Below are 24,422 nucleotides of genomic sequence, written 5' to 3'. Positions count from 1 at the left end.
AACCGGAACATAAAGGAAGTTGCAGCCATGCCCAGAGAAAAAGGAACGCTGGTTTTCGATATTGAAACCATTCCCGATATTCCCCGCGCCAAGCGTTTGTACGGACTGACCAATCTGGACGATGCCGAAGCATTTGAAGCCCTTAAGAACATCCGGCGGCAAGAGAGCGGCGGTTCGGATTTCTTCCGGCACCATCTGCACCGGATTGTCTGTATCTCGGTGGTGCTGCGCATCGGTGACACAATCCGCGTCTGGTCCTTGGGTGAAGAAGATGGCGATGAGGCCGATATCATCCGGCGATTCTTTTCCGCGATCGACAAGTATGACCTGACGCTGGTGTCCTGGAACGGCAGCGGCTTTGATCTGCCGGTGCTGCATTACCGGGCGATGCTGCACCAGATCAGCGCGCCGATGTACTGGGAAATGGGCGACCACTACAAGGATTTCCGCTACAACAACTACATCAATCGTTTCCATCTGCGGCATGTCGACCTGATGGATGTTCTGTCGATGTATCAGGCCCGCGCCGCCCAACCACTGGACCAGATTGCTTCTTTCCTGGGATTTCCCGGAAAAATGGGCATGGATGGCAGCCAGGTTTATGACCAGTTCCTGAGCGGGCAACTGCCCGCCATCCGCCACTATTGCGAAACTGATGTGCTGAACACCTGGCTGGTGTATCTGCGCTTCCAGCTGCTGAGGGGTGAGATGTTCCGTCCGGATCACGAGCGTGAAATCGAATTGGTTCGTGAACTGCTGACCACCAGCCCCAAACCGCATTTGCAGGAATTCCTCAGCGCATGGAATGCGGCTCAAGAGACCCACGACTGATGAACAGAAAACAGCGCCAGCGCCTGAAAGACCAGGCTCCGGATACCCTGACCATTACCCGTCTCAGCCATGAAGGCCGCGGCATTGCGCATCATGAGGGCAAAACCGTTTTTGTGCGCGGCGCTTTGACCGGGGAAACCGTCACCGCGCGCACCACGCTGATCCGTGGCAAGTACAACGAAGCCGATACCGTCGAAGTACTTCAGGCTTCAGCCGAGCGCATCGCGCCGCCATGCCCGCACTTTGGCATTTGCGGAGGCTGCGAGTTGCAGCACATGGCGCCATCGGCCCAGATCGCTTTCAAACAAAAAGTTCTGGAAGAACAATTCCGCCATTTTGGCAATCTGGAACCTGAAGCCTGGCTGCCGCCGCTGGTGCACACCACCCCGGACTACCGCCGCAAGGCTCGCCTGGGCGTCAAATTCGTCATCAAGAAAGACAGCTTGCTGGTCGGTTTCCGCGAAAAGGGATCGCCGTATCTGGCGGAATTGTCTTCCTGCGCCGTGCTCGACCAGCGCATTGGCGGACGCATCACGGCTTTGCGTGAACTGATTGGCGGCATGGATGCAAAAGATACGCTGCCGCAAATCGAGTTCGCCGCCGGGGATACCGGGGTAGCTTTGGTGTTCCGGCACATGGAGCCGCTGTCCGTAGCCGATCAGGACAAGCTGGTGGGCTTCTGCCGCGATCTCGATTGGCAGTGTTACCTGCAACCGGGTAATTACAGCACGGTTCATCGCGTCTGGCCGGTGGAAGGGGAAGACCGGCTGACCTATGCTTTCCCGGATTTCGACCTGACCATGCGCTTTCATCCGCTGGACTTTACCCAGGTCAACGCTGGCATCAACCGCCAGATGGTGAAACTGGCCATCGAGATGTTGAATCCGCAACCGCACGAACGTGTGCTGGACCTGTTTTGCGGCTTGGGCAACTTCACCTTGCCGCTGGCGAAACACGCCGGCCATGTGATTGGCGTGGAAGGGGATGCCGCCATGACCGAGCGCGGGTATGAGAACGCCAAGTACAACGGCATCAGTAATGTCGACTTCTACGCGCAGGATCTGACCGCCGATTTTTCCGGACAGCCTTGGGCAAAAGAGGGCTTCGACGCGCTGTTGATTGACCCGCCGCGCTCCGGTGCGCTTGAAGTGGTACGATATTTGCCTCATTTCGGGGCAAAACGGATCGTCTATGTCTCTTGCAACCCGGCGACACTGGCCCGTGATGCAGGCGAACTGGTCAAGGCCGGCTATAAACTGAAAAAAGCGGGTGTGATGGATATGTTCACCCATACCGCCCATGTCGAGTCGATTGCCTTGTTCGAAAAAGGTTGAGCGATGGTCAAGGTTCGCGAAGATTATCCGCTGCGTGAAGACGGTCAGGTCAATCTGGAGGCCTGGATTGACCGCATCGGCGCGCAGGTCGAGTTGCATGAGCCCGATGTGTTGCGGCGCGCCTGTCTATTCGCCCATGAAGCGGACGAAAGCTACGCCAAGGAACACCCCTGGAGCACGCGAACCAACAGTTATCTGACCGGCCTCGCCATGGCCGACATTCTTGCGGACTTGAAGCTCGACCAGGAGTCCATTGTCGCCGCCGTGCTTTACCGCGCCGTCCGGGAAGGCAAGACCACGCTGGATATCGTCCGCAAGGAATTCGGCGTGGATACCGCCCTGCTGATTGAAGGCGTGTTGCGCATGGCGACCATCAGCCAGATCATCAATCCCAACTCCGGCAACAGCAAATTCTCGCAGAGCCAGTTGCAGCTGGACAACATGCGCAAGATGCTCGTCGCCATGATCGACGATGTCCGCGTAGCCCTGATCAAGTTGGCGGAACGTACCTTCGCCATCCGTGAACTGAAAGATGCTTCCGACGAACGTAAACGCCGTGTGGCCCGCGAAATCTTCGATATTTACGCCCCGCTGGCGCATCGTCTTGGCATAGGCCAGATCAAATGGGAGCTGGAAGACCTGTCCTTCCGCTATCTGGAGCCCGAAGCCTACAAGCACATTGCCCGCTTGCTTGACGAGAAGCGACTGCAACGCGACGAATACATCCAGAACGTCATCAAGCAACTGAAGTCCGCTCTGACAGCGGCCGATATCCAGGCTGAAATCAGCGGTCGCGCCAAACATATTTATTCAATCTGGCGAAAAATGCAGCGCAAGAAGCTCAGCTTCCATGAGCTGTATGACATCCGCGCCGTGCGCATCATGGTGCGCGAAGTTCGTGATTGTTACGCCGTGCTCGGCATTGTGCATTCCCTGTGGAAACATATTCCCAAGGAGTTTGATGATTACATCGCGACTCCCAAGGAAAACGGCTACCGCTCATTGCACACGGCCGTGATCGGCCCCGACGGGAAAGCGCTGGAAGTGCAGATCCGCACCCAGAACATGCACGAAGAAGCCGAACTGGGCGTTTGCGCGCATTGGGTCTACAAGGAAGGCACCAAGGGCAACAGCAAGGATGCCGGTTACGAAAGCAAGATCGCCTGGCTGCGGCAGGTGCTGGAATGGCAGGAGGATATGGGGGAAGGGCAGATCGATGTCCTCGCCGACCAGATCCGTCAGTCCATCCGTTATGAGCGGGTCTATGTCTTCACCCGCGACGGCCATGTCATCGACATGGAGGCCGGCGCCACCCCGCTCGATTTTGCCTATACCATCCATACCCAGCTGGGCCATTCCTGTCGCGGCGCCAAGGTCAACGGGCGGATTGTGCCCATGAACACCCGCCTGCAAACCGGCGACCAGGTGGAAATCCTGACCCAGAAAGGGGGTACCCCCAGCCGGGACTGGCTGTCGGGCAGTCTGGGATATCTGGGCACCACGCGCGCCCAGGCCAAGGTGCGGCAATGGTTCAAGCTTCAGGATCGCGAAAACAACATCAGTGTCGGGCGTGATTATCTGGAAAAGGATCTGGCGCGTCTGGCCCTGACGCTGCGTCATGTCAATCTGGCCGATTACGCGGCGCGCCTGAACGTCAAAACAGCCGACGATGTGCTGGCCGGGATTGGTGCGGGTGATATCCGGGCGTCGAATGTGGTGGCGATGATCGCTGAAAGCCTGCCGCAGGACGCCGCCGCACCGGCTCCGGAGATCCAGCTGAACAAGGGGCGTAAAGCCTCGCGCAGCGGTGTCATCGTTGAAGGCATGGACAATATGCTGACTCATGTCGCCGGATGCTGCCGTCCGATTCCGGGTGAACCTGTCATCGGTTACATCACCCATAACCGCGGCATCAGCGTTCACGCGCGCGGCTGCAGTGAGCTTCTCAAACTCCAGGAAGAAGAGCCGGATCGTATTATCGAGGTCAGCTGGCAACAAGCCGTGGGCTCGGTCCAACCCGTCAACATCCATATTCACGCTTGGGATCGTACCGGCCTGCTGCGCGACATCACCGCCGTATTGGCCAACGAACACGTCAACGTTACCGGCGTTCATACTGAATCGAACAAGCAGGATGGCACCGCCTCCATGGAGATTGTGGTGGAAGTGGAAAGCCTGGGACAGCTGGGGCGGTTGCTGGCCCGCATCGAGCAGCAACCCAATGTCATCGCCGCCCGCCGCCTGACCACCAGCCAGCCAAGACCCTGAGCCATGACGGACAAGAACTACACACTCGGCGACCTGCTCGAGATCATGGCTACGCTGCGAAGTGACAACGGATGCAGTTGGGATCGCAAGCAAAGCTTTGACAGCCTCGCAAAATATGTTATTGAAGAAGCCCATGAAGTCACCGAAGCGATCTCCTCGCGTGACTACCGGCATCTGTGCGAGGAATTGGGCGACCTGTTGCTTCAGGTTGTCTTCCAGTCACAAATCGCCCGCGAGCAGGGACTGTTCGACTTTTCCGACGTTGTTCAAGGCATCAGCGCCAAGCTGGTCCGAAGGCATCCCCATGTGTTTGCCGACCAGACCGGCCTGACCCCTGAAGAAGTAAGTTCCCAATGGGAACTTATAAAGGCGGAAGAGAGGGTGGAAAAGGGGAAGGGCGGTCATTTTATGGAACAGGTATCGTCCGGGCTGCCCGCTTTGGCGCGCGCCGAGAAATTGCAGAGGCAGGCGTCAAAAGTCGGTTTCGACTGGCACGACCCGCGCGCGGTATTGACCAAGATGCGGGAAGAACTGGATGAGATTGACCAGGCATTCCGGCACAACCCGGAAGATGTGCCCGGGGAAGTGGGCGACCTGTTGTTCTGCGCCGTCAATCTTGCCCGTCATCTGGATGTTGACAGCGAACTGGCCCTGAAGCAGACCAACGAAAAATTCGTCCGGCGCTTCAACCATATCGAGGACCGCGTGCGGGCCATGGGCAAAACCCTTGATTCCAGCACGCTCAGCGAAATGGAAGCGCTGTGGCAGGAAGCCAAAGGGCTGGAAGGAAGCCCGCCAATCGACTAGTACCCGGAGGTGCCATGGCCGGGACTATAATGAACACAGGCTATTGGGAACCACCGGTCATGACCTCTCGTCTTGTTGACGGCTTCGGACGTGAAATCACCTATGTACGGCTATCCGTCACGGACCGTTGTGATTTCCGCTGCGTCTATTGCATGAGCGAAGACATGCAGTTCCTGCCGCGCCATCAGGTGCTCAGCCTTGAGGAAATCCATCGGGTTGGCAAGGCGTTCGTGGAAATGGGCGTGACAAAATTGCGGCTCACCGGCGGTGAGCCGCTGGTTCGCCCGAATATCCTCTGGCTGGTCGAAAAACTGGCTGCCTTGCCGGGACTGCGCGAGCTGACGCTCACCACCAACGGCTCCCAACTGGCCAAGTTGGCCCGCCCCCTTTTCGATGCCGGACTCAGCCGCATCAATATCAGTCTGGACAGCCTGGATCCGGCCCGGTTCCGCGCCATCACCCGAACCGGCAATCTGGGGGAAGTGCTATCCGGAATCGATGCGGTGCAATCCGCCGGCTTCGAGCGGACCAAGCTCAACGCCGTTATCCTGCGCGGCCGTAATGATGATGAAATCCTGCCGTTGACCGACTTCGCCCGAAACCGGGGTCTTGACCTTTCCTTTATAGAAGAAATGCCGTTGGGGGCCATCAGCGAACACGACCGCGCCCGCACCTACATCAGCAGCGAGGAAATCCGCCGGATCATCCAGCAACGCCATCCCTTGCTGGCAGCCACCGATCAGACCGGCGGCCCCTCACGCTATTACCGCATGGCGGACTCCGCAAGCCGGCTCGGCTTCATTTCGCCCCATAGTCATAATTTCTGTGGAACCTGCAACCGCGTGCGCGTGACGGTGGAAGGGCGTTTGCTGCTCTGTCTCGGTAACGAACATTCCGCCGATCTGAAGCAAGTCCTGCGCGAGCATCCCGACAACGATATTCCCCTGCGCAACGCCATCATCAATGCCTTGCCCTTGAAGCCCGAACGTCATTATTTCAATCTCGACGAGGATGAACCCCGGATTGTCCGTTTCATGAACATGACAGGAGGCTGACCGTGCCCGGAACCGCCCTCAGATGCCCATTAAATCAGGAACACTCTCATGAGCCATAACAAAGCTGACAAACCCTTCATTCCACTGCAAATAGCCGTCCTGACCGTCTCCGATACCCGCTCACTGGAAACCGACACTTCAGGACAGTTTCTGGTAGACGCATTGGCCGAAGCAGGTCATCTGCTGGCGGATCGCCGCATCGTGAAAGATGATATCTATCAGATCCGCGCCGTCATCTCGGCCTGGATTGCCGACCCGTTGACCCAGGCGGTCATTATCACCGGTGGCACCGGCTTTTCCGGGCGCGACAGCACGCCGGAAGCCGTCACCGTGCTTTTCGACAAGTCTGTGGACGGCTTTGGTGAACTGTTCCGCCATTTTTCGCTGCAGGAGATCGGCACCAGCACGCTGCAATCACGCGCCGTGTCAGGCATCGCCAACAATACCGTGATTTTCTGTCTGCCGGGATCCACCAACGCCTGTCGTACCGCCTGGCAAAATATCCTTCTGCAACAACTGGATAACCGTAACCGCCCCTGCAATTTCGTACCGCACCTGAAACAGGCGGCCTATTGCGAATCGCGGGGATAAATCATGAGTGATTGCGGATGCGGCGACCTTCCGGCCTCAACCTCCTTAATGCCGGTTTCCCAAGCCATTGAACGCCTGCGTCAGGCCGGTTTGGCCAAGACGCCGGAGATTGAAACGGTCCCCCTGGAATCGGCGTTGAACCGGGTACTGGCGCAGGACATCCTTGCTCCGGTCAATGTGCCTCCCCGCGACAACAGCGCCATGGATGGCTACGCCCTGCATACGGATAGTCTTGGCGAAGTTCCCTTGTCCTTGCACATCAGCCAGCGCATTCCGGCCGGAGCCAACCCGTTACCGCTGGAGCCGGGCACCGCCGCCCGTATTTTTACCGGCGCGGTCATTCCCGAGGGTGCCAATGCGGTTGTCATGCAAGAGAATTGCTGTGTGGAAGCAAACAACCGGGTCATCATCCGCCAGGCTTTCCGCACCGGGGAAAATATCCGGAGGGCAGGGCAGGACATCACCGTCGGAACACCCATCCTGACACAGGGAGAGCGCTTGGGCCCGGCAGCCATCGGCATGCTGGCCTCGCTGGGCATCGCGCGGGTTCCGGTTTACCGGCGACTCCGGGTTGCCATTCTCAGTACCGGCGATGAATTGGTGGAGCCCGGCAATCCACTGCAGCACAGCGGGCAAATTTACAACAGCAATCGTTATTTGCTACAGGCGCTGCTAAAGCGTCTGGATGTCGAAATCGTTGATCTGGGCGTCATTGCCGATAACCTCCCGGATACCCTGTCTGCTTTGCAACGCGCTCAGACACTGGCGGATGTGGTTATCAGCACCGGCGGCGTATCCGTCGGCGAAGAAGATCACGTGAAGACCGCCGTTGAACAAACCGGGAAGCTGGATTTCTGGAAAATCGCCATCAAGCCCGGCAAGCCGCTGGCCTTCGGCAGCCTGGGTGAAACCGCCTTTATCGGTCTGCCGGGAAACCCGCAATCCGTGTGGATTACATTTTTAATACTTGGCCGTCAATTCCTGCTGGCGCGTCAGGGCCAGAGTCAAGGTTACGCGCCGCTGGAATACCGGATGCCGATCGCCTTCGAGGTCTCCAAGCCTTTGAAAAGAGAGGAATATTTCCGGGTTAGAATCGTGAATGACGGAACAGGCCAAACGCTGGAAAAACATGGCAACCAGAGTAGTGGTGTTCTGTCTTCCAGCTTGCGGGCTGATGGCGTGGCCCGGGTTCCAGCAGGCGTAACCTTGAAGCCGGGTGATTTTGTTCACTTTTTGCCCTTTTCCGGGTTCGGGGTTGCTTGACGCTGAAATGAATGTTTTGTTACAAGTCGATCCAGATTGGTGCAAATACACCAACCGGGCATGGGCTGTTAGTCGGTAAATTTTGCAAAAACAAGTAAAAAAACCTGAAATGTTTTGCAAAATGTTGTTGACAGCCCGCTTAAGTTGTTACAAGTTATGTCACATGTAGCGCGGTACTTCAGGAATGCATCCGGTGAGATGCACCAGAATGTACCAGGCAGTGTGATGCTGCATAACTTCAAACCGAAAGGGGATTCTGAGAATGAAACGTAATCTGCTTGCTCTGGCCGTGGGTGCCGCTGTTCTTCTGCCGCTGACCGCACAGGCCACTCCGACCGTTTACGGTCGTCTGAATCTGTCTGTCGACTACACCAAGATGAATGACAAGACAGTTTCTCCGTCTGTCAAAAGCTCCAACTGGGAAGTCAACAGCAACGCCTCCCGCGTCGGTATCAAGGGTAGCGAAAAGCTGTCCGACGATTTCACTGCGGTTTACAAGGCTGAATGGGAAGTTTCCGGTGACACACAAGGTGTCGCCGACCTGACTGGCCGTGAACGCTATGTCGGTCTGAAGCACGGCAACCTGGGCACCATCCGCTTGGGCGCCATTGATTCTCCCCTGAAGACCTCTGAAGATCAGGTTGACGTTTTCAACGACCTGAACAATCTGGACATGAAGAACTTCATCTCCGGCCAGACCCGTCTGAACAACTCGATCAACTACGTGTCGCCGAAGATTCTGGACGTGTTTGGTGCCAACGTCACCCTGCAACCGGGTGAGAGCGGCAAGCTGCCTGCTAACAGCAAGAACCACCTGGCTGATGCTTACTCCGCAGCCTTCAGCTACGAAGATGACAGCCTGTATCTGTCTGCCGCCTTTGACAAGAAGGTCAGCAGCACCATCTCCGCCAATGCAGCTGCCAATCTGGGTATTGTTACAACAGCACCGCGCGATGCCACCCGTCTGGTTGCACGCTACAAGATGGGCGATTTTGTCGTGGCTGGCTTGATCCAGAAGTCCAAGCTGAACAAGTCCGCTGACAAGGCTGACGAGTCTGCGATCGTGCTGAGCGCTGCTTATACCATGGACAAGCTGACCTACAAGGGTGAAATCATTTCTGCCAGCGTCAAGGGTAACAACGCTGCCGCTATCGTGGCCGCTGCTCCCGAAGAGAAGGACAAGATCAGCCTGATCGGCGTGGGCGTCGACTATGCCTACACGCAAAACACCAAGGTGTTTGCCAACCTGGCTAGCGGCAAGGACAAGTACTCCAATGGCGGCGGTTCTGAAACCGGCATGCAACTGGGTACCGGCGTGGAAGTTCGCTTCTAAGCTTCCGGCTGTCATAAAAAAACCCGCCTCGGCGGGTTTTTTTATGACCTCAATTATTCAAAAATCGAATTAATTAAGAATTATTAAGTATTTTTAAGAATTAAAAAGACTGATTAAAGTGCCTCAGTGGCTTCCGGACCTTATTTGAACCGGTAGCAAACACGGCCAATCGTCAGTCAAATATTTCAGGTTTCACAATTCTGTCATCTGGGAGACACCGAACTGTCATTTTGGCCGCCAATACTACGCCCAAGTTGTAACGCCAGTGTTACAGCCTTTTATGACTCAGTGTTGAGGAGACCTTGAATGAAAAAGTCGCTTATCGCCATCAGCATCGCCGCCGCTGTTGCCGCCCCGATGGCGAATGCCGCCCCCAAAGTCTATGGCAAGCTGAACCTGTCCGTTGAGAGCTACAAGAAAGACTTTGAAAACCCCGTCACCAAGGATGAAGAATTTACCCGCTCCGTCAGCAACGCCTCCCGCTTCGGCGTGAAGGGTGAAGACGAACTGACCGCCGACCTGAGCGCTGTTTACGGTATCGAATGGGAAGTGGCTGCCGATGGCGAAGACGCCAGCGGCATTGCCGGCAGCAGCAAGCTGGATCTGACCCAGCGTAACCGTTTCCTGGGCATCAAGAGCCAGAAGCTGGGTACCGTCAAACTGGGCAAGTATGACACTTACACCAAGCTGGCTCAGGGCGAAATCGACCTGTTCAACGATTACCAGGGTGACATGAAGTTCATCATTGCCGGTGAAAACCGCATCAACAATGTGGTTGGCTATGAAAGCCCCAAGTTGCTGGATGCCATCACCATCAATGTTCAGCTTCAGACCCAGGACTCGGTCACCCCGGCTAACGGCAACTCCGCTTCGGTTGTCTACAACAACGAAGAAAACGGCATCTACGCCGCTTTGGCCTTCGACAACAACATTACCGGCGCCACCGCGCTCAGCGGCACCCGTGAAAGCGACAACATCCGTCTGGTTGGCTCGTACAAGATTCAGGATCTGACTCTGAACGCGATTTACGGCACCAGCGAACAGTCCAGTGTTGCCGCCGGCGGCAACAAGAACAAGGAAGCCAGCTGGCAGCTGGGCGCCGCCTACAAGCTGGGTGACGAAGTCCTGAAGCTGCAATACGGTGAAGCCAAGGCAGACAACAGCGCCGCCACCACCCAGAAGCACACGCAACTGTCGGTTGGCGTTGACCATAACTTCACGTCCAAGACCAAGGCTTTCGCCTGGTACACCACGCAGAAGGAAGACAAACTGGCTGTCAACGCAGATTACACCCTGACTGCACTGGCAGCCGGTGTGGAACACAAGTTCTAAGCACCGCTTCATTCTCGGCCACGGATGGCCATCCCCAGGACGCTGTACGATACGGATTTTCGACTGGCCCGCACCTTGCGGGCTTTTTCTTTGGCCGATCGGCCGGCTTCGCGTTGAGACAAAACGCCCTCCCTGTTAAAATCGCCGCGCATTCCTTCCTACTCCTGCTTAATCAGTCCAGGTTTCTTCATGACCAAGTACATTTTTGTTACCGGTGGCGTTGTTTCTTCATTGGGCAAAGGCATTTCCGCCGCCTCGCTGGCGTCGCTGCTTGAAGCCCGTGGTCTCAAGGTCATCATGACGAAAATGGATCCGTACATTAATGTCGATCCGGGCACCATGAGTCCTTACCAGCATGGTGAAGTGTTTGTGACCGAAGACGGTGCGGAAACCGACCTTGACCTGGGCTATTATGAGCGTTTCCTGCGCCATTCGCGCATGACCAAAAACAACAGCTTTTCCTCCGGCCGGATTTACATGGACGTCATTTCCCGTGAGCGTCGCGGTGACTATCTGGGCGCAACCGTCCAGGTGATTCCGCACATCACCGACATGATCAAGCAGCGTATCCGGGAAGGGGCCCGCGGCTACGATGTCGCCATCATCGAAATTGGCGGCACGGCGGGTGATATCGAGTCGCTGCCGTTCATGGAAGCAGTCCGCCAGATGCGGGTTGAGCTCGGCTTCTCGGGTTCGTTGATGGTGCACCTGACACTGGTGCCGTATATCGCCTCCGCCGGTGAAACCAAGACCAAGCCGACCCAGCATTCCGTCAAGGAGTTGCGCTCCATTGGCCTGCAGCCCGACGTGTTGATCTGCCGCTCCGACCACCAGATTTCCGAAGAGTCTCGCCGCAAGATTTCCCTCTTCACCAATGTGGAAGAGCGGGCGGTGATTCTGGCGGAAGATGTAGCCAGCATTTACATGATTCCGCGCACCCTGCACGAGCAGGGTCTGGATGACTACGTTATCGAACGGCTGGCCTTGGGCCAGCGCCCCGCTGCCGATTTGAGCGATTGGGATGCCGTGGTTGACGGTCTGCTGAAGCCGGAACGTGAAGTCACCATCGCCATGGTTGGCAAGTACATCGAATTGCCGGACGCCTACAAGTCCCTGAACGAAGCCTTGCTGCACGCCGGCATCCAGCATCGCACCAAGGTGCGTATTGACTACATTGACGCCGAATCTGTCGAAACCCAAGGCGTGGAAATGCTGAAGGATGCCGACGCCATTCTGGTGCCCGGCGGCTTCGGTGACCGCGGTACGGAAGGCAAGATGGCGGCCATCCGCTATGCCCGTGAAAACAAGGTTCCGTATCTGGGTATCTGCTTGGGCATGCAATTGGCCGTGATCGAATATGCCCGTAATGTGGTTGGGCTTGGCGGTGCTTCGTCTACCGAATTCAACAAGCAATGCGCGCACCCCATCATTGCATTGATCACTGAGTGGACCAATGAAGCCGGCGAGCAGATTACCCGCGATGAAAACTCCAATCTGGGCGGCACCATGCGACTTGGCGCACAGGCTTGCCATCTGGAGCCGGGTACACTGGCGCGCAAGGTGTACGGAGCCGACACCATTGTCGAGCGCCATCGTCATCGTTATGAGGTGAACAGCGGCTATATCGCCCGCCTGGTTGACAAGGGCCTGCGCATTTCCGGCCGCAGCGCAGACCAGAACCTGGTGGAGGTCGTGGAAATCCCGACTCACCCCTGGTTCCTGGCCTGTCAGTTCCACCCCGAGTTCACCAGTTCCCCGCGCGGCGGCCATCCGCTGTTCAGCGGCTTCGTGGGTGCGGCGCTGGCTTACAAATCCTGATACAACAATAATTAATTACGCTTGCTAGGAGTGGCGCCATGAATGAACGCTTGCTGAGTCTGGGTTCCATCACCATGGGCAATTCCCGCCCGTTTGTGCTGTTCGGCGGCATGAACGTGCTGGAGTCGCGAGACATGGCCATGCGCGTTTGCGAGCACTATGTCGAAGTGACGCGCAAACTGGGCATTCCCTATGTCTTCAAGGCTTCTTTCGACAAGGCCAACCGCTCATCGATCACCTCATATCGCGGTCCGGGTCTGGAAGAAGGCCTCCGGATTTTTGAAGAGATCAAAAAGCAGTTCGGCGTTCCGTTGATTACCGATGTCCATGAACCGCATCAAGCCCAGCCGGTTGCGGAGGTCTGCGACATTATCCAGTTGCCCGCCTTCCTGTCGCGGCAAACCGATCTGGTCGTCGCCATGGCCAAAACCGGCGCCATCATCAACATCAAGAAAGCCCAATTCCTGGCGCCGCAGGAAATGAAGCACATCATCACCAAGTGCAACGAAGCTGGTAACGACAAGATCGTGCTGTGCGAGCGCGGTTCCAGTTTCGGTTATAACAATCTGGTGGTGGACATGCTGGGCTTTGGCGTCATGAAGCAGACCGGCCATCCCGTGTTCTTTGATGTCACACATTCGCTGCAAATGCCCGGTGGCCTGCCCAATGCCGCCGGTGGTCGTCGCGCCCAGGTAACGGAACTGGCTCGTGCCGGTATGGCGGTCGGTCTGGCAGGTTTGTTCCTGGAGGCCCATCCCGACCCTGAACAAGCCAAATGCGATGGTCCTTGCGCCTTGCGCCTGTCGCAACTTGAAGCATTCCTCAGCCAGGTCAAGGCCATTGATGACCTGGTCAAGCAATTTCCCGCCATTGATACCCATTAATCCTTAGGAGCCCTGGACATGTCCCAGATTATCGATATCCGCGCCCGTGAAATCCTGGATTCCCGCGGCAATCCCACGATCGAAGCCGACGTCATCCTTGAGTCCGGCGTTATCGGTCGCGGCTGCGCTCCCAGTGGCGCATCCACCGGTTCTCGTGAAGCCCTGGAGCTACGCGACAAGGATCCGAAGCGTTACGTGGGTAAGGGCGTGCTGACCGCCGTCGGCAATGTCAATCGCGATATCTGCGACCTGCTGACCGGTCGCTCCGTGTACGATCAGGCGGACATTGATCACGCGATGATCGCGCTCGACAATACCGAAAACAAGTCCAAGCTTGGCGCCAATGCCATGCTGGCTGTATCGCTCGCCTGCGCCCGCGCCGCCGCCATCGACAAGCGCGTGCCGCTGTATGAATACATCGCCGCCCTTCGCGGCGCGACCAGCTATACGATGCCGGTGCCGATGATGAACATCCTCAATGGCGGCGAGCATGCCGACAATACCGTTGATATCCAGGAGTTCATGGTTGAGCCGGTCGGTTTCACGTCCTTCACTGAAGCCCTGCGTTGCGGCGCAGAAATTTTCCACGCCCTGAAGAGCGTGTTGAAGGCCAAGGGCCTCAGCACTTCCGTGGGTGATGAGGGCGGCTTCGCTCCAAATCTGCGCAGCAACGAAGAAGCGCTGCAGGTCATCATGGAAGCCATCGAGAAGACTGGCTACAAGGCCGGTGACAACGTGCACCTGGCGCTGGATTGCGCCGCCAGCGAGTTCTACAAGAACGGCAAATACCATCTGGAAGGCGAGGGCAAGTCCTTTGATTCCGAGGGCTTCGCCGATTACCTGGCAGGCCTGACCCGTCAATATCCGATCATCTCGATTGAAGACGGCCTGGATGAATCCGACTGGGCAGGCTGGAAGTTGCTGACCGACAAGATCGGCGACAAGATCCAGCTGGTCGGTGACGATCTGTTCGTGACCAATCCGGCCATTCTGCAACGCGGCATCAACGAGGGTGTCGCCAACGCCATCCTGATCAAGTACAACCAGATTGGCACCCTGACCGAAACCCTGGATGCCATCTACCTGGCCAAGCAGAACGGCTACGCCACCGTGATTTCGCACCGTTCCGGCGAAACCGAAGACTCCACGATCGCCGATCTGGCCGTGGCGACCTCGGCCGGTCAGATCAAGACAGGTTCCCTGTGCCGCTCCGATCGCATGGCCAAGTACAACCAATTGCTGCGTATCGAGCAGGAACTGGACTATGTGGCTGCCTACCGCGGTCGTGCGGAGTTCCGTACTTTCCGTTAACCGTAAACCGGCTTCCGTTTTCCTGTGAAACGGAAGCCGCGGGGTGTTGTCATGCTGAATTCCATGTTTGGGCGTATGGTTTTCCTGCTGGCGCTGTTGGCGATCACCTGGCTGCAATCCATCCTGTGGATGGGGGAAGGCGGGATCTTTGACAACAACGAACTTGCCGAACAAATCAAGGAACATCAGAACGAAAACCGCCAGCTGGCAGAGCGCAACCGCATCCTGGATGCGGAAGTTCGTGACCTGAAGCAGGGGATGGAAGCGGTTGAGGAACATGCCCGACTGGATCTGGGCATGATCAAGAACGGCGAAACCTTTGTCCGCGTCACCCGCCCGCAAGCTCCGGCAGCGCCGGTGGTTGAGAGCGAGACACGTTGAAGATTCACGCGGTTGTCCCGGCCGCCGGAGCAGGAAAGCGCTTTGGCGGAGAAACTCCCAAGCAGTACGTATTGCTTGGGGATAAGACCGTCATGCAATGGACGCTTGACCTGCTTTCCGAATTGCCGGAAATCCGCGATATCACGGTTGCCATTCATCCCGAAGACACGCAAGCGCCGCGACTGGATTTACGCCACCCCGATAAAGTCCGTTTTACCGCCGGCGGAGTCGAACGCGCCGATTCGGTGCTGGCCGGATTACAGGCGATATCTTGCTCCGCAGACGACTGGGTGCTGGTGCATGATGTCGCCAGACCCTGTGTCCCGATCGGCGATATCAGGCGTCTGATTGCAGAAGCGACCCTGGATGCTGTCGGCGGTCTGCTGGCTTTGCCGGTCCGAGACACCTTGAAGGAAGCAGGGGATGATGGTCGTCATGTCAGCCGGACGGTTCCCCGTGAGCATATCTGGCAGGCGCAAACCCCCCAGCTGTTTCGTTACGGCCTGCTGCGGCAGGCGCTGGAGTCGGCGGCCGCCAAGAACCTGGCGGTCACGGACGAATCCTCCGCGATCGAGCTGTCCGGTCTGCGTCCGCGCCTGGTCAGGGGCAGTCCGCAAAACATCAAGATTACCTATCCTGAAGACCTTGCACTGGTTGAACATTTTCTGGGCCTGAAGCCATGAACACCTTCCCCCGTATCGGACACGGCATCGATGTCCACCGCTTTGGCGACGGCGATCATGTCACCTTGGGCGGTGTCCGCATTCCGCATGATCATGGTCTCATTGCACATTCTGATGGCGATGTTGCCCTGCACGCTCTTTGCGATGCCCTGCTGGGCGCACTGGCGCTGGGCGATATCGGCAAGCATTTCCCGGATACGGATAATGCATACCGTCAGGCCGACAGCCGCGGCCTGTTGCGTAAAGTCATGGAGTTGGTCCGTTCACACGGCTATACCGTCGGTAATTGTGACCTGACGGTGCTGGCCGAGCGACCCAAGCTGTCGCCTCATATTATGGAGATGCAGCAACGGATTGCCGCCGACTTGGGCATCGCTGCGGACTGTGTCAGTATCAAAGCCACGACGACCGAGAAGTTGGGTTTTGTAGGACGAAAAGAAGGTATTGAAGCTCATGCGGTTGTCATGCTGTTTCCTGTCAGGTAAATCATGCGAATCCTTTTGAGTAATGATGATGGCGTCTTGGCGCCTGGCCTGGCGGCCTTGGCCCAAGCCTTGAAGAATATTGCCGAAGTAACGGTTGTCGCACCGGAAAGTGAGCGCAGCGGTTTTTCCAGCGCACTCACGCTGGACCGGCCGTTGCGGCCATTGCGTCTTTCCAACGGTTTCTGGTCTGTTAACGGCACTCCGGCGGACTGCGTGTATCTGGCGGTTAACGGTTTCTTCGATCAAGAGCCGGACATGGTTATTTCCGGCATCAACAGCGGCGCCAACCTGGGTGATGACGTCCTGTATTCCGGCACGGTCGGCGCTGCCCTGGAAGGCCGGTTTCTGGGCAAACCTTCCCTGGCGGTATCGCTCTGCGGCGCGTCGGTGAAGCAATATACCGAGATCGAGCACTACAATACGGCTGCCAACATGGTTTGCGAGTTGGTTCAGCACTGGAAGGAGCTGCAACTGCCGGTGCATAACATCATTAACATGAATGTTCCCGATTTGCCGCAGGATGAAATACGCGGCTTCCGCCTGACCCGGCTGGGCAAGCGCGAGCGCGGCTTTTCCGTGAGTACGGTCGAAGACCCGAGGGGACGAAAGGCCTACTGGATCGGGCTGGCCGGAAACCCCAACAGAAATGAACCCGGCACCGATTTTCATGCCATCGACCAGGGCTATGTCAGCCTGACGCCGTTACAAACTGATCTGACCAGCCACGACGCACTTCCGGCGCTGACAGAGTGGCTCGACCGTCAACAAGGAAAATGAAACCATGCAATATCCCCGTCTGCGAAGCGGATTATCTGTCGCGCTGACCCTGGCTGTGATGGCCTGTTTGCCGGCTTGCACCAGCCTGCATCAAAAGCCGGAAGCCCAGCCCGGCGCAACCGCGGAGGCCAAGCCCAAGGAACCTCTTCCGGCGCTGAGTTACCCGCTGTACCGCGTCAAATCAGGCGATACCCTGTGGGCCATCGCGATGCATTTCGACAAGGATTACAAGGAGCTGGCGCGGATCAATAGCCTGGATGACAAATACACCATTTATGCCGATCAGGCGCTGCGATTGGAAGAAGAGGGCAAACCGGAAGAGCCTGCCAAGACGGTTGTGAAACCCCCGGTTACCCCCCCCGTGGTTGCAGCCGCCAAACCGGCGACAGCCAAAAAGCCGCCCAAAAGCGCTGCGTCAAGCGTAGCCGCCGCGGCTGCAAAACCGGCAACCGGCGCTGTCGCCAAACCTGCCGCCGCAATCGCCAAAACATCACCGTCTGTCAGTTCCCCGGTGCAACCCCTGCCGAAAAGTGGTTCACTCAAATGGGGGTGGCCCGCCAGTGGCGCGCTGCTCCAGCGGTTTAGCAATGAAGGTGTTGGCAGCAAGGGACTTGATATATCGGGCAATCGGGGAGACCCGGTCCGGGCAGCCGCTGAGGGTGTGGTTGTCTATGCCGGCGAAGGTCTTGTGGGCTATGGCAAGCTGATCATCGTCAGACACAGCGAAGATTACATTTCCGCCTACGCGCACAATGACCGTCTGATTGCCACGGAAGGGCAACGCGTAAAACTGGGGCAAACGATTGCCGAATTGGGATCTTCCGGTGCAGAGCGTGACAAGCTGCACTTCGAGATTCGCTACAAGGGCAAGCCGATTGATCCATTGACGCAATTACCCGCCATCAACTGAAACCAGCCTGCCGACCCTTTATCCAGAAAGGGGAGGCAGTGCCATGACAACTTCAAAAATACCCGCATCCGCTCCAAAAATCCGTAAGGTCGCCGTGCCGGGCAGTACGGATAACACCCAGATTTATCTCCACGATATCGGCGCCTCGCCGTTACTCTCGGCTGAGGAAGAAGTCTACTTCTCACGACTGGCCCGCCAAGGGGATGAAGCTGCCCGCAAACGCATGATCGAGAGCAATCTCCGGCTGGTAGTGAAGATCGCCCGACGATATGTGAATCGCGGACTTTCCTTTCTGGATCTGATCGAGGAAGGCAACCTGGGCCTGATTCATGCTGTTGAAAAGTTTGATCCTGAACGCGGCTTTCGCTTCTCGACCTACGCCACCTGGTGGATCCGTCAGACGATCGAGCGCGCGCTGATGAGTCAGACACGCACCGTCCGCCTGCCGGTACATGTCGTCAAGGAATTGAACTGGTATCTGCGGGCCGCCCGCGAACTCAGTCAGAAACTGGACCATGAGCCCAGCGCTGAGGAAATCGCCACCTTGCTGGAAAAGCCGCTGGAAGTGGTTGAACATATGCTGGGGCTAACCGAGCGCGTCACCTCCATCGACAGTCCGCTGGCGGGCGACACGGAAAAGAGCCTGCTCGATACGTTGGCCGATCCCCATACCGCCGATCCCGCCGACACCATCCAGACCGATGACCTGAACCACAATCTGGAACACTGGCTGGAGCAGTTACCCGAGCGGCAACGCGAAGTCCTGATGCGGCGTTTCGGCCTGGCGGGCTATGAGGCGGCCACGCTGGAGCGGGTGGGCGAAGAAATCGGGCTGACCCGGGAGCGCGTCAGGCAGATTCAGGTGGATGCCCTGCGGCGTTTGCGCGAAATTCTGATGCGGGAAGGATTGAACGCGGATACGCTGTTCAACGATGAAACACTGCACTGACACATGGCCTCCCCGACAGGAATCGAACCTGTAACTGCCCCTTAGGAGGGGGCCGTTATATCCATTTAACTACGGGGAGAAGCGCGGGTTGCAGATTCTAGCAACCCGTTTCCCGTTTGTCCTCTCGTTTTACGCCGACGTTATCCCTACCCGGAGTTGCGGTTTTGCTGCTGATTGATCCCGAACGCCGTCGTCGCCTCGCCTTGGCCTTTCTCGCCAATGCTCGCTCTCACTATCTGACAGGTCATGCCGCACAGGCGGTTTCCGATTACAAAGCTGTCCTGCTGGCATTACCGGACAACCCGGATGCCCTGCACGGTTACGGTATGGCCTTGGCCAGCCTGAACAGGTTTGATGAGGCACGGGAATGCTTCGCCAATCTGCTGCGCTATCAACCTGATGATGCCGATACCCTCAATAATCATGCGCTATCGCTGGCCAAACTGGGCCGCCATGAGGCGGCACTGGCCGATTATGCCAGGGCTTTGCAATCCGATGCGGACCGTGCGGATATCTGCTTCAACCAAGGTTTAAGCGAAATTGCTCTCGACCGGACGGAAGCCGCCGTCGCCAGTTTCCGGCAGGCGGTTGCGCTGCGTCCCGGATTCATCGATGCCCTGCATAATCTGGGCACTCTATATATCCTGCTATGGCGGCATGAAGAGGCCGCTGAGTGTTTTGACCAACTGGTCCGTCATGAACCTGCTTACCCCTACGCCTTGGGTAAATTGTTCTATACCCGTCAGTTCTGTTGTGACTGGGGACGCTTCGACGAAGATATCCGTTTGTTGCGTGCTGCTGTTGAAACCGGCAATCCGCTGATTACCCCCTTTGCTTATCTGGCTGCTTCATCAGGGGCGGCGCATGAACGTCGGAACGCTGAAATTACTGCCCGGCGTTTTCCACAAACCCCGATACCCGCTGTACGAAGGCCTCATCACCTGAATCAGCGAATCCGGGTCGCTTACCTTTCCGCGGATTTTCATGACCATGCCACGAGCTACCTGATGGCGGGCATGTTTGAAAAACATGATCGCCGTCGTTTTGAAATTTTCGCCATTTCCTATGGGCCGGATACCGGCGATATTCGTCAGCGTATAAAAGAGGGCTTTGATCACTTTTTGGATGTCCGATTGCTGACGGATGCTGCCGTAGCCGATTTGATTGCAGGGCTGAATATTGATATCGCTGTCGATCTGAAAGGACACACCACCCACGCCCGACCCGGCATCCTGGCTTATCGACCGGCTCCCGTCCAAGTCAACTACATGGGTTACCCGGGGACAACGGCACTGCCTTATCTGGACTACATTGTTGCGGATGCCGTGGTTATTCCTCCTGATGAACAGGATGCCTACACGGAGAAAGTGGTCACCCTGCCGGATTCGTACCTGGCCACGGATGATCAGCGGGAGGTATCAGCCCGCCGGTATACGCGTCAGGAAATGGGTCTTCCCGAGCAGGGATTTGTCTTTTGTTGCTTCAACAACAGCGGCAAGCTGACACCCGGCATGTTTGCACTCTGGATGCGCCTGCTGCTTCAGGTTCAGGGAAGCGTACTTTGGCTGATGACCTGCAATGCCGCGGCAACGCGAAACCTGCAGGCAGAAGCCCGGCGAATGGGCGTGGACTCCGGGCGACTGGTATTTGCCGACGTAATGCCGTCAGCGGAGCATCTCGCGAGACTGGCGCTGGCTGATCTTTTTCTGGATACCTTGCCGGTTAATGCGCATACCACCGCCTGCGACGCCTTATGGGGCGGCCTACCCGTACTGACCTGCCCGGGAAGTACATTTGCCGGGAGGGTGGCCTCCAGCCTGTTGCATGCGGCCGGGTTGCCGGAACTGATCTGCCGTGACTTGCAGGAATATGAAACCAGGGCTCTGGAATTGGCCGCATCACCGGACCGACTGGCTGAATTGCGCACCCGCTGGCAAGCACAACGGCTTTCCTGCCGTTTGTTTGATACCCGGCGCTTCTGCCGTCACCTGGAGTCGGCCTATGAAACCATGATGCAGCGAAGCCTGGCGGGCGAAATGCCACAAGGCTTCGCCGTGCGGCCGTTGCCGGATCAGGAACCCGCCACCCCGTGACGACCCGCCCAGTCCCGGGCAAATTGCGCGGCGCTTCGGCCTGACCGGTTACCGCGACCTTGCGCCCACTGCAAGGCCGCCATGCGGGCGCTTTCGTCCAGTGGCAAGCCATACGTCGACAGCCAGTGGCCGACAATATCCAGATAGGCATCCTGTGTCATGGCATAAAAAGACAACCACATTCCGAAACGGTCAGAGAGCGAAATCTTGTCTTCCACCGCTTCACCGGGATGCAGTTCGCCATCATCACCGACCGATGTCTGAAGATTGTCACTCATATACTCCGGCAGCAGGTGCCGCCGGTTGCTGGTCGCGTAGATCAGGACGTTATCGCTACCGGCATGCAAACCCCCGTCCAGCGTGGTTTTCAAGGCACGATAACTGGCATCATCGGCGGTGAATGACAGATCATCGCAATAAATAATGAAACGTTCAGGGCGATGGGCGACCAACGCGATAATGTCAGGCAAATCGTTCAATAAATCGCGGTCCACTTCGATAACGCGCAGGCCCTCCGCAGCAAACTCGTTCAGCAGCGCCTTGATCAGGGATGATTTGCCGGTGCCGCGACTACCGGTCAGCAGCACGTTGTTCGCTGGCAAGCCCTTCACAAACTGCAGGGTATTGCGACGGATCTCTTCCTTCTGGCGGTCAATGGCGCAAAGGTCGTTCAAGCGCACGGGACTGAGATCGCGCACGGTTTCCAGAAAGCCGGATTTACCCGCCAGGCGCCACCGGAAAGCCTTGCCGTTTTGCCAATCCGGCGCAGGCAAGACAGGCGGAAGGACATGGCGAGACTGGGCGACGAGTTGACGCAATTCCTCGATGAAATCAGCCGGTAAATTCATGATTTAGATATCCGAAAGAAGGATGTGGGCGCTATAATACACAAATCGTTACGTTTTCAACCGGATTGTATGAAAACCTCCTTGCGTCTTGCCTTAAGCATTATTCTTGCCATTCCCGCGCTTGCCTGGTCAGCCGGGTTCGATGACGCCATGCTGGCCTTCGAAAATCACGATTTTGCCAAGGCCAAAGCCATGATTGAGCCTGCCGCGCGCTCGGGGGATGCCGCCTCCATGACCTTGATGGGCAGGATTCTGGATGAAGGCATGGCCCAACCGGCCACCGCGGTAAACTGGTATCGACAAGCCGCCGAGAAAGGATTTGCCGAAGCGCAGGTTCAGTTGGCTGAATTGTATGATGCGGGGGAGGGCGTACCGCAGGATATCGAAATCGCCGTGATCTGGTATGAAAAAGCGGCGGCCCAGGGTAATGAAGATGCCTTGGTGGCTCTGGGGCAGCATTACAGTGTCGACCTGAACCACAAGAAATCCGCCGTCACCTATTATTTGCGGGCGGCTGCGCTTGGCAATGATACGGCCCAGTACCAGCTTGGACTGATATATCTGGGTGAAAAGGGCATACCCCGCGATGATATCAAGGCCTGGATGTATTTCAGCCTCTCGGCGGATCATATCCCCGAGGCCGCGCAGGCGAGGGATGTCCTTGAATTGAATATGAGTCCGGAAAGCCTGCAAGCCGCCCGCAAGGCCTTGGCGGATTGGGAAGCTTCTCATTGATCAATGATCATTTTTTGATTCTTCCGGTCGATTAAAAGACCTCTTTCGTCCCAAGCCCCTGTCTTGCAGGGATGAAATCATGTATTTTCGGGTGGTCTGTCCGGCAGTAATGGATCGATCCCGAAGTATTTGATCACTCTCGGAACCGGCCGGCTGTTCTTAACCTGCCTCTCGGGAGAGACCGCCCATGTTGCTCAAGAACAAGATCAGCCTGCTTCGTCAGGCGCTCGACCAGGCCGGCTCCTATGCCGAATGGAAGGAAATCGGGCTTGAGCTGGATGCGTTGACCGGCCTCGACCTCTGGAAGCTCGACAATGCTTCCGAACACTACAATCACGAACTTATCCGCGACCGCCTGATGAACCTGCGCCGCAACATGCGCCAGCAGGATAACCGCCAGCTGATGCGCTCGCTGCGGGAAGGCCTGCACCATGATCTCGGCAATATCGGCAATCCCTTGCTGTATTCCTACGCCCATGTCGGCACCAAGCGCCTTATCGAGGACTACATCGATCAGGTTTGCCTGTCACTGGAACACATCTGCGATACCGAGCTCGATTTCCTCAGTCTGGAAAACAAGAGGCGCTTCTTCGAAGATACCTACCACAGCTATGGCCAGCCATCGCTGATGCTTTCCGGCGGCGCAACGCTGGGGCTTTGGCATATTGGCGTCTGCAAGGCGCTGCACGAGCAGGGACTGTTGCCAAAGGTGATTTCCGGTTCCAGCGCCGGTTCCATCGTAGCCTCAATCATCGGCACGCATACCGACAGTGAACTGGAAAGTTTCTACGACGGCGACGGATTGTACCTGCACGCCTGGACCTTCAAGCGCCTGCGTGACGGCTTGCTGGGTCAGGGCTTCGCGGACCAGCGGCAACTGGAGCGTTTCCTGCGCAACAATATTGGCGAATATACCTTCGAGGAAGGCTTCGCCCGGACCGGCCGTCACATCAACGTCACGGTATCTCCGGTGCATGCGCATCACAACAAGGCGCGGCTGATGAACGAACTGACATCACCGTATCTCCTGATGTGGAGCGCCGCCCTGGCGTCCTGCGCGGTGCCGATCCTTTTCCCGCCGGTGACGCTGACCACCAAGACCGATCAGGGCGATTACCAGCCCTATATGCCGCTGAAACAATGGGTGGATGGCTCCGTCCGCACCGATTTGCCGCGGCAGCGTCTGGCGCGCCTGTTCAACGTCAACTTCTTCATCGCCAGCCAGGTCAATCCGCATATTGTCCCATTCATGCAGTCCGACCGCGAACGCCTGGAAAAGGGACGCTTGCGCTCATGGCCGAAAAAGGTGGCTCGCGCCCAGGTACAGATGCTGGGCATGGGCATGCTGGACTTCATGCGCGAACGCACCGGCATTGAAGTGCTGCGCCAATTGCTTGATCATGGTTACGGGATAATCGGTCAGCGGTATTACGGCGATGTCACGATCATCGCCCGATACACGCCGCGCCATTATTCCTATATGCTTCAAAATCTGGACAAAAAGACACTGGTCTGGTTCCGCACCCAGGCCGAGCGGGTCACCTGGCCCAAGATCGCCATGATCCAGACGCATGCAAAAGTAGGGCAGACGCTGGATCGCTGCCTCAACAAGATTTCCCAGCAATTGCAACAACAAGAAGAGCTGCGCCCGGCGAAGGTGATTCACCTGAACACGCGGCGCCGGCACAAGGCTCAACTGGGCTAACACTTTCAAGAAAACATCATCAGGGTTTA

22 protein-coding genes and 1 tRNA gene are annotated in these 24,422 nt (G+C 57.1%); 21 read left to right on the top strand and 2 right to left on the bottom strand.

Annotated elements, in window-relative coordinates:
- The first annotated feature begins 27 nt into the window (after positions 1 to 27).
- From EV700_RS10375 to rpoS, 18 genes are all read left to right on the top strand, one after another.
- Entirely contained in the window at positions 28 to 831 is an 804-nt protein-coding gene (locus tag EV700_RS10375) for a 3'-5' exonuclease (protein WP_130413425.1), read from the top strand.
- Entirely contained in the window at positions 831 to 2,165 is a 1,335-nt protein-coding gene (gene rlmD / locus EV700_RS10370) for a 23S rRNA (uracil(1939)-C(5))-methyltransferase RlmD (protein ID WP_130413423.1), read from the top strand. The genes EV700_RS10375 and rlmD overlap by 1 nt, the downstream gene beginning before the upstream one ends.
- 3 nt (positions 2,166 to 2,168) lie before the next feature.
- On the top strand, positions 2,169 to 4,433 hold the full coding sequence (gene relA, locus EV700_RS10365; protein ID WP_130413421.1) for a GTP diphosphokinase: 2,265 nt from the start codon (positions 2,169 to 2,171) through the stop codon (positions 4,431 to 4,433).
- A gap of 3 nt (positions 4,434 to 4,436) precedes the next feature.
- A complete protein-coding gene (mazG, locus tag EV700_RS10360) occupies positions 4,437 to 5,240 on the top strand; it encodes a nucleoside triphosphate pyrophosphohydrolase (RefSeq protein ID WP_130413419.1) in 804 nt (267 codons plus the stop codon).
- 59 nt (positions 5,241 to 5,299) lie between these two features.
- Complete coding sequence (gene moaA / locus EV700_RS10355) at positions 5,300 to 6,295, top strand: GTP 3',8-cyclase MoaA (protein WP_130413417.1); 996 nt, start codon at positions 5,300 to 5,302, stop codon at positions 6,293 to 6,295.
- Between the two features lie 48 nt (positions 6,296 to 6,343).
- On the top strand, positions 6,344 to 6,886 hold the full coding sequence (gene moaB / locus EV700_RS10350; RefSeq protein ID WP_130413415.1) for a molybdenum cofactor biosynthesis protein B: 543 nt from the start codon (positions 6,344 to 6,346) through the stop codon (positions 6,884 to 6,886).
- A 3-nt stretch (positions 6,887 to 6,889) separates the two neighbouring features.
- Positions 6,890 to 8,149 carry a molybdopterin molybdotransferase MoeA gene (locus EV700_RS10345; RefSeq protein ID WP_130413413.1) on the top strand — a complete coding sequence of 420 codons (1,260 nt, stop codon included), beginning with the start codon at positions 6,890 to 6,892 and terminating at the stop codon, positions 8,147 to 8,149.
- Positions 8,150 to 8,411: 262 nt separating this feature from the next.
- Positions 8,412 to 9,482: a porin gene (locus EV700_RS10340; protein ID WP_130413411.1), complete on the top strand. Its 1,071-nt coding sequence runs from the start codon at positions 8,412 to 8,414 to the stop codon at positions 9,480 to 9,482.
- A 306-nt stretch (positions 9,483 to 9,788) separates the two neighbouring features.
- A complete protein-coding gene (locus tag EV700_RS10335) occupies positions 9,789 to 10,814 on the top strand; it encodes a porin (protein ID WP_130413409.1) in 1,026 nt (341 codons plus the stop codon).
- Between the two features lie 189 nt (positions 10,815 to 11,003).
- On the top strand, positions 11,004 to 12,632 hold the full coding sequence (locus EV700_RS10330; RefSeq protein ID WP_130413407.1) for a CTP synthase: 1,629 nt from the start codon (positions 11,004 to 11,006) through the stop codon (positions 12,630 to 12,632).
- 38 nt (positions 12,633 to 12,670) lie between these two features.
- Positions 12,671 to 13,516, top strand: coding sequence for a 3-deoxy-8-phosphooctulonate synthase (kdsA, locus tag EV700_RS10325; protein WP_130413405.1), 846 nt, complete (start codon positions 12,671 to 12,673; stop codon positions 13,514 to 13,516).
- A gap of 18 nt (positions 13,517 to 13,534) precedes the next feature.
- Positions 13,535 to 14,827, top strand: coding sequence for a phosphopyruvate hydratase (gene eno, locus EV700_RS10320; protein WP_130413403.1), 1,293 nt, complete (start codon positions 13,535 to 13,537; stop codon positions 14,825 to 14,827).
- Between the two features lie 51 nt (positions 14,828 to 14,878).
- Complete coding sequence (gene ftsB, locus EV700_RS10315; protein WP_130413401.1) at positions 14,879 to 15,208, top strand: cell division protein FtsB; 330 nt, start codon at positions 14,879 to 14,881, stop codon at positions 15,206 to 15,208.
- Complete coding sequence (gene ispD, locus EV700_RS10310; RefSeq protein ID WP_207224635.1) at positions 15,205 to 15,891, top strand: 2-C-methyl-D-erythritol 4-phosphate cytidylyltransferase; 687 nt, start codon at positions 15,205 to 15,207, stop codon at positions 15,889 to 15,891. Before ftsB ends, ispD begins: the two co-directional genes overlap by 4 nt.
- Positions 15,888 to 16,376 (top strand): 2-C-methyl-D-erythritol 2,4-cyclodiphosphate synthase, encoded by a 489-nt coding sequence (gene ispF / locus EV700_RS10305; RefSeq protein ID WP_130413399.1) that lies wholly within the window; start codon positions 15,888 to 15,890, stop codon positions 16,374 to 16,376. Before ispD ends, ispF begins: the two co-directional genes overlap by 4 nt.
- A 3-nt stretch (positions 16,377 to 16,379) precedes the next feature.
- Positions 16,380 to 17,153: a 5'/3'-nucleotidase SurE gene (gene surE / locus EV700_RS10300; protein ID WP_130413397.1), complete on the top strand. Its 774-nt coding sequence runs from the start codon at positions 16,380 to 16,382 to the stop codon at positions 17,151 to 17,153.
- A 4-nt stretch (positions 17,154 to 17,157) separates the two neighbouring features.
- Positions 17,158 to 18,063: a peptidoglycan DD-metalloendopeptidase family protein gene (locus EV700_RS10295; protein ID WP_130413395.1), complete on the top strand. Its 906-nt coding sequence runs from the start codon at positions 17,158 to 17,160 to the stop codon at positions 18,061 to 18,063.
- 43 nt (positions 18,064 to 18,106) lie between these two features.
- A complete protein-coding gene (gene rpoS / locus EV700_RS10290) occupies positions 18,107 to 19,012 on the top strand; it encodes an RNA polymerase sigma factor RpoS (protein ID WP_130413393.1) in 906 nt (301 codons plus the stop codon).
- A 4-nt stretch (positions 19,013 to 19,016) separates the two neighbouring features.
- On the opposite strand, the gene EV700_RS10285 is transcribed toward rpoS, so the two are convergent.
- Positions 19,017 to 19,091, bottom strand: a tRNA-Arg gene (locus tag EV700_RS10285).
- Positions 19,092 to 19,176: 85 nt separating this feature from the next.
- Here EV700_RS10285 and EV700_RS10280 point away from each other — a divergent pair.
- Entirely contained in the window at positions 19,177 to 21,105 is a 1,929-nt protein-coding gene (locus tag EV700_RS10280; protein ID WP_165391421.1) for an O-linked N-acetylglucosamine transferase, SPINDLY family protein, read from the top strand.
- Here the strand turns inward: EV700_RS10280 and EV700_RS10275 are convergent.
- Positions 21,084 to 21,953: an ATP-binding protein gene (locus EV700_RS10275; RefSeq protein WP_130413389.1), complete on the bottom strand. Its 870-nt coding sequence runs from the start codon at positions 21,951 to 21,953 to the stop codon at positions 21,084 to 21,086. The genes EV700_RS10280 and EV700_RS10275 overlap by 22 nt on opposite strands.
- A gap of 81 nt (positions 21,954 to 22,034) precedes the next feature.
- Here EV700_RS10275 and EV700_RS10270 point away from each other — a divergent pair, with 81 nt between their 5' ends.
- Complete coding sequence (locus EV700_RS10270) at positions 22,035 to 22,688, top strand: tetratricopeptide repeat protein (protein ID WP_165391420.1); 654 nt, start codon at positions 22,035 to 22,037, stop codon at positions 22,686 to 22,688.
- Positions 22,689 to 22,875: 187 nt separating this feature from the next.
- Positions 22,876 to 24,393 (top strand): DUF3336 domain-containing protein, encoded by a 1,518-nt coding sequence (locus EV700_RS10265; RefSeq protein WP_130413385.1) that lies wholly within the window; start codon positions 22,876 to 22,878, stop codon positions 24,391 to 24,393.
- The last annotated feature ends 29 nt before the right edge of the window (positions 24,394 to 24,422 follow it).

The sequence above is a fragment of the Fluviicoccus keumensis genome (genome assembly GCF_004217445.1).
Lineage (GTDB): Bacteria > Pseudomonadota > Gammaproteobacteria > Pseudomonadales > Moraxellaceae > Fluviicoccus > Fluviicoccus keumensis.
This window is presented reverse-complemented; position numbering and strand designations above follow the sequence as displayed.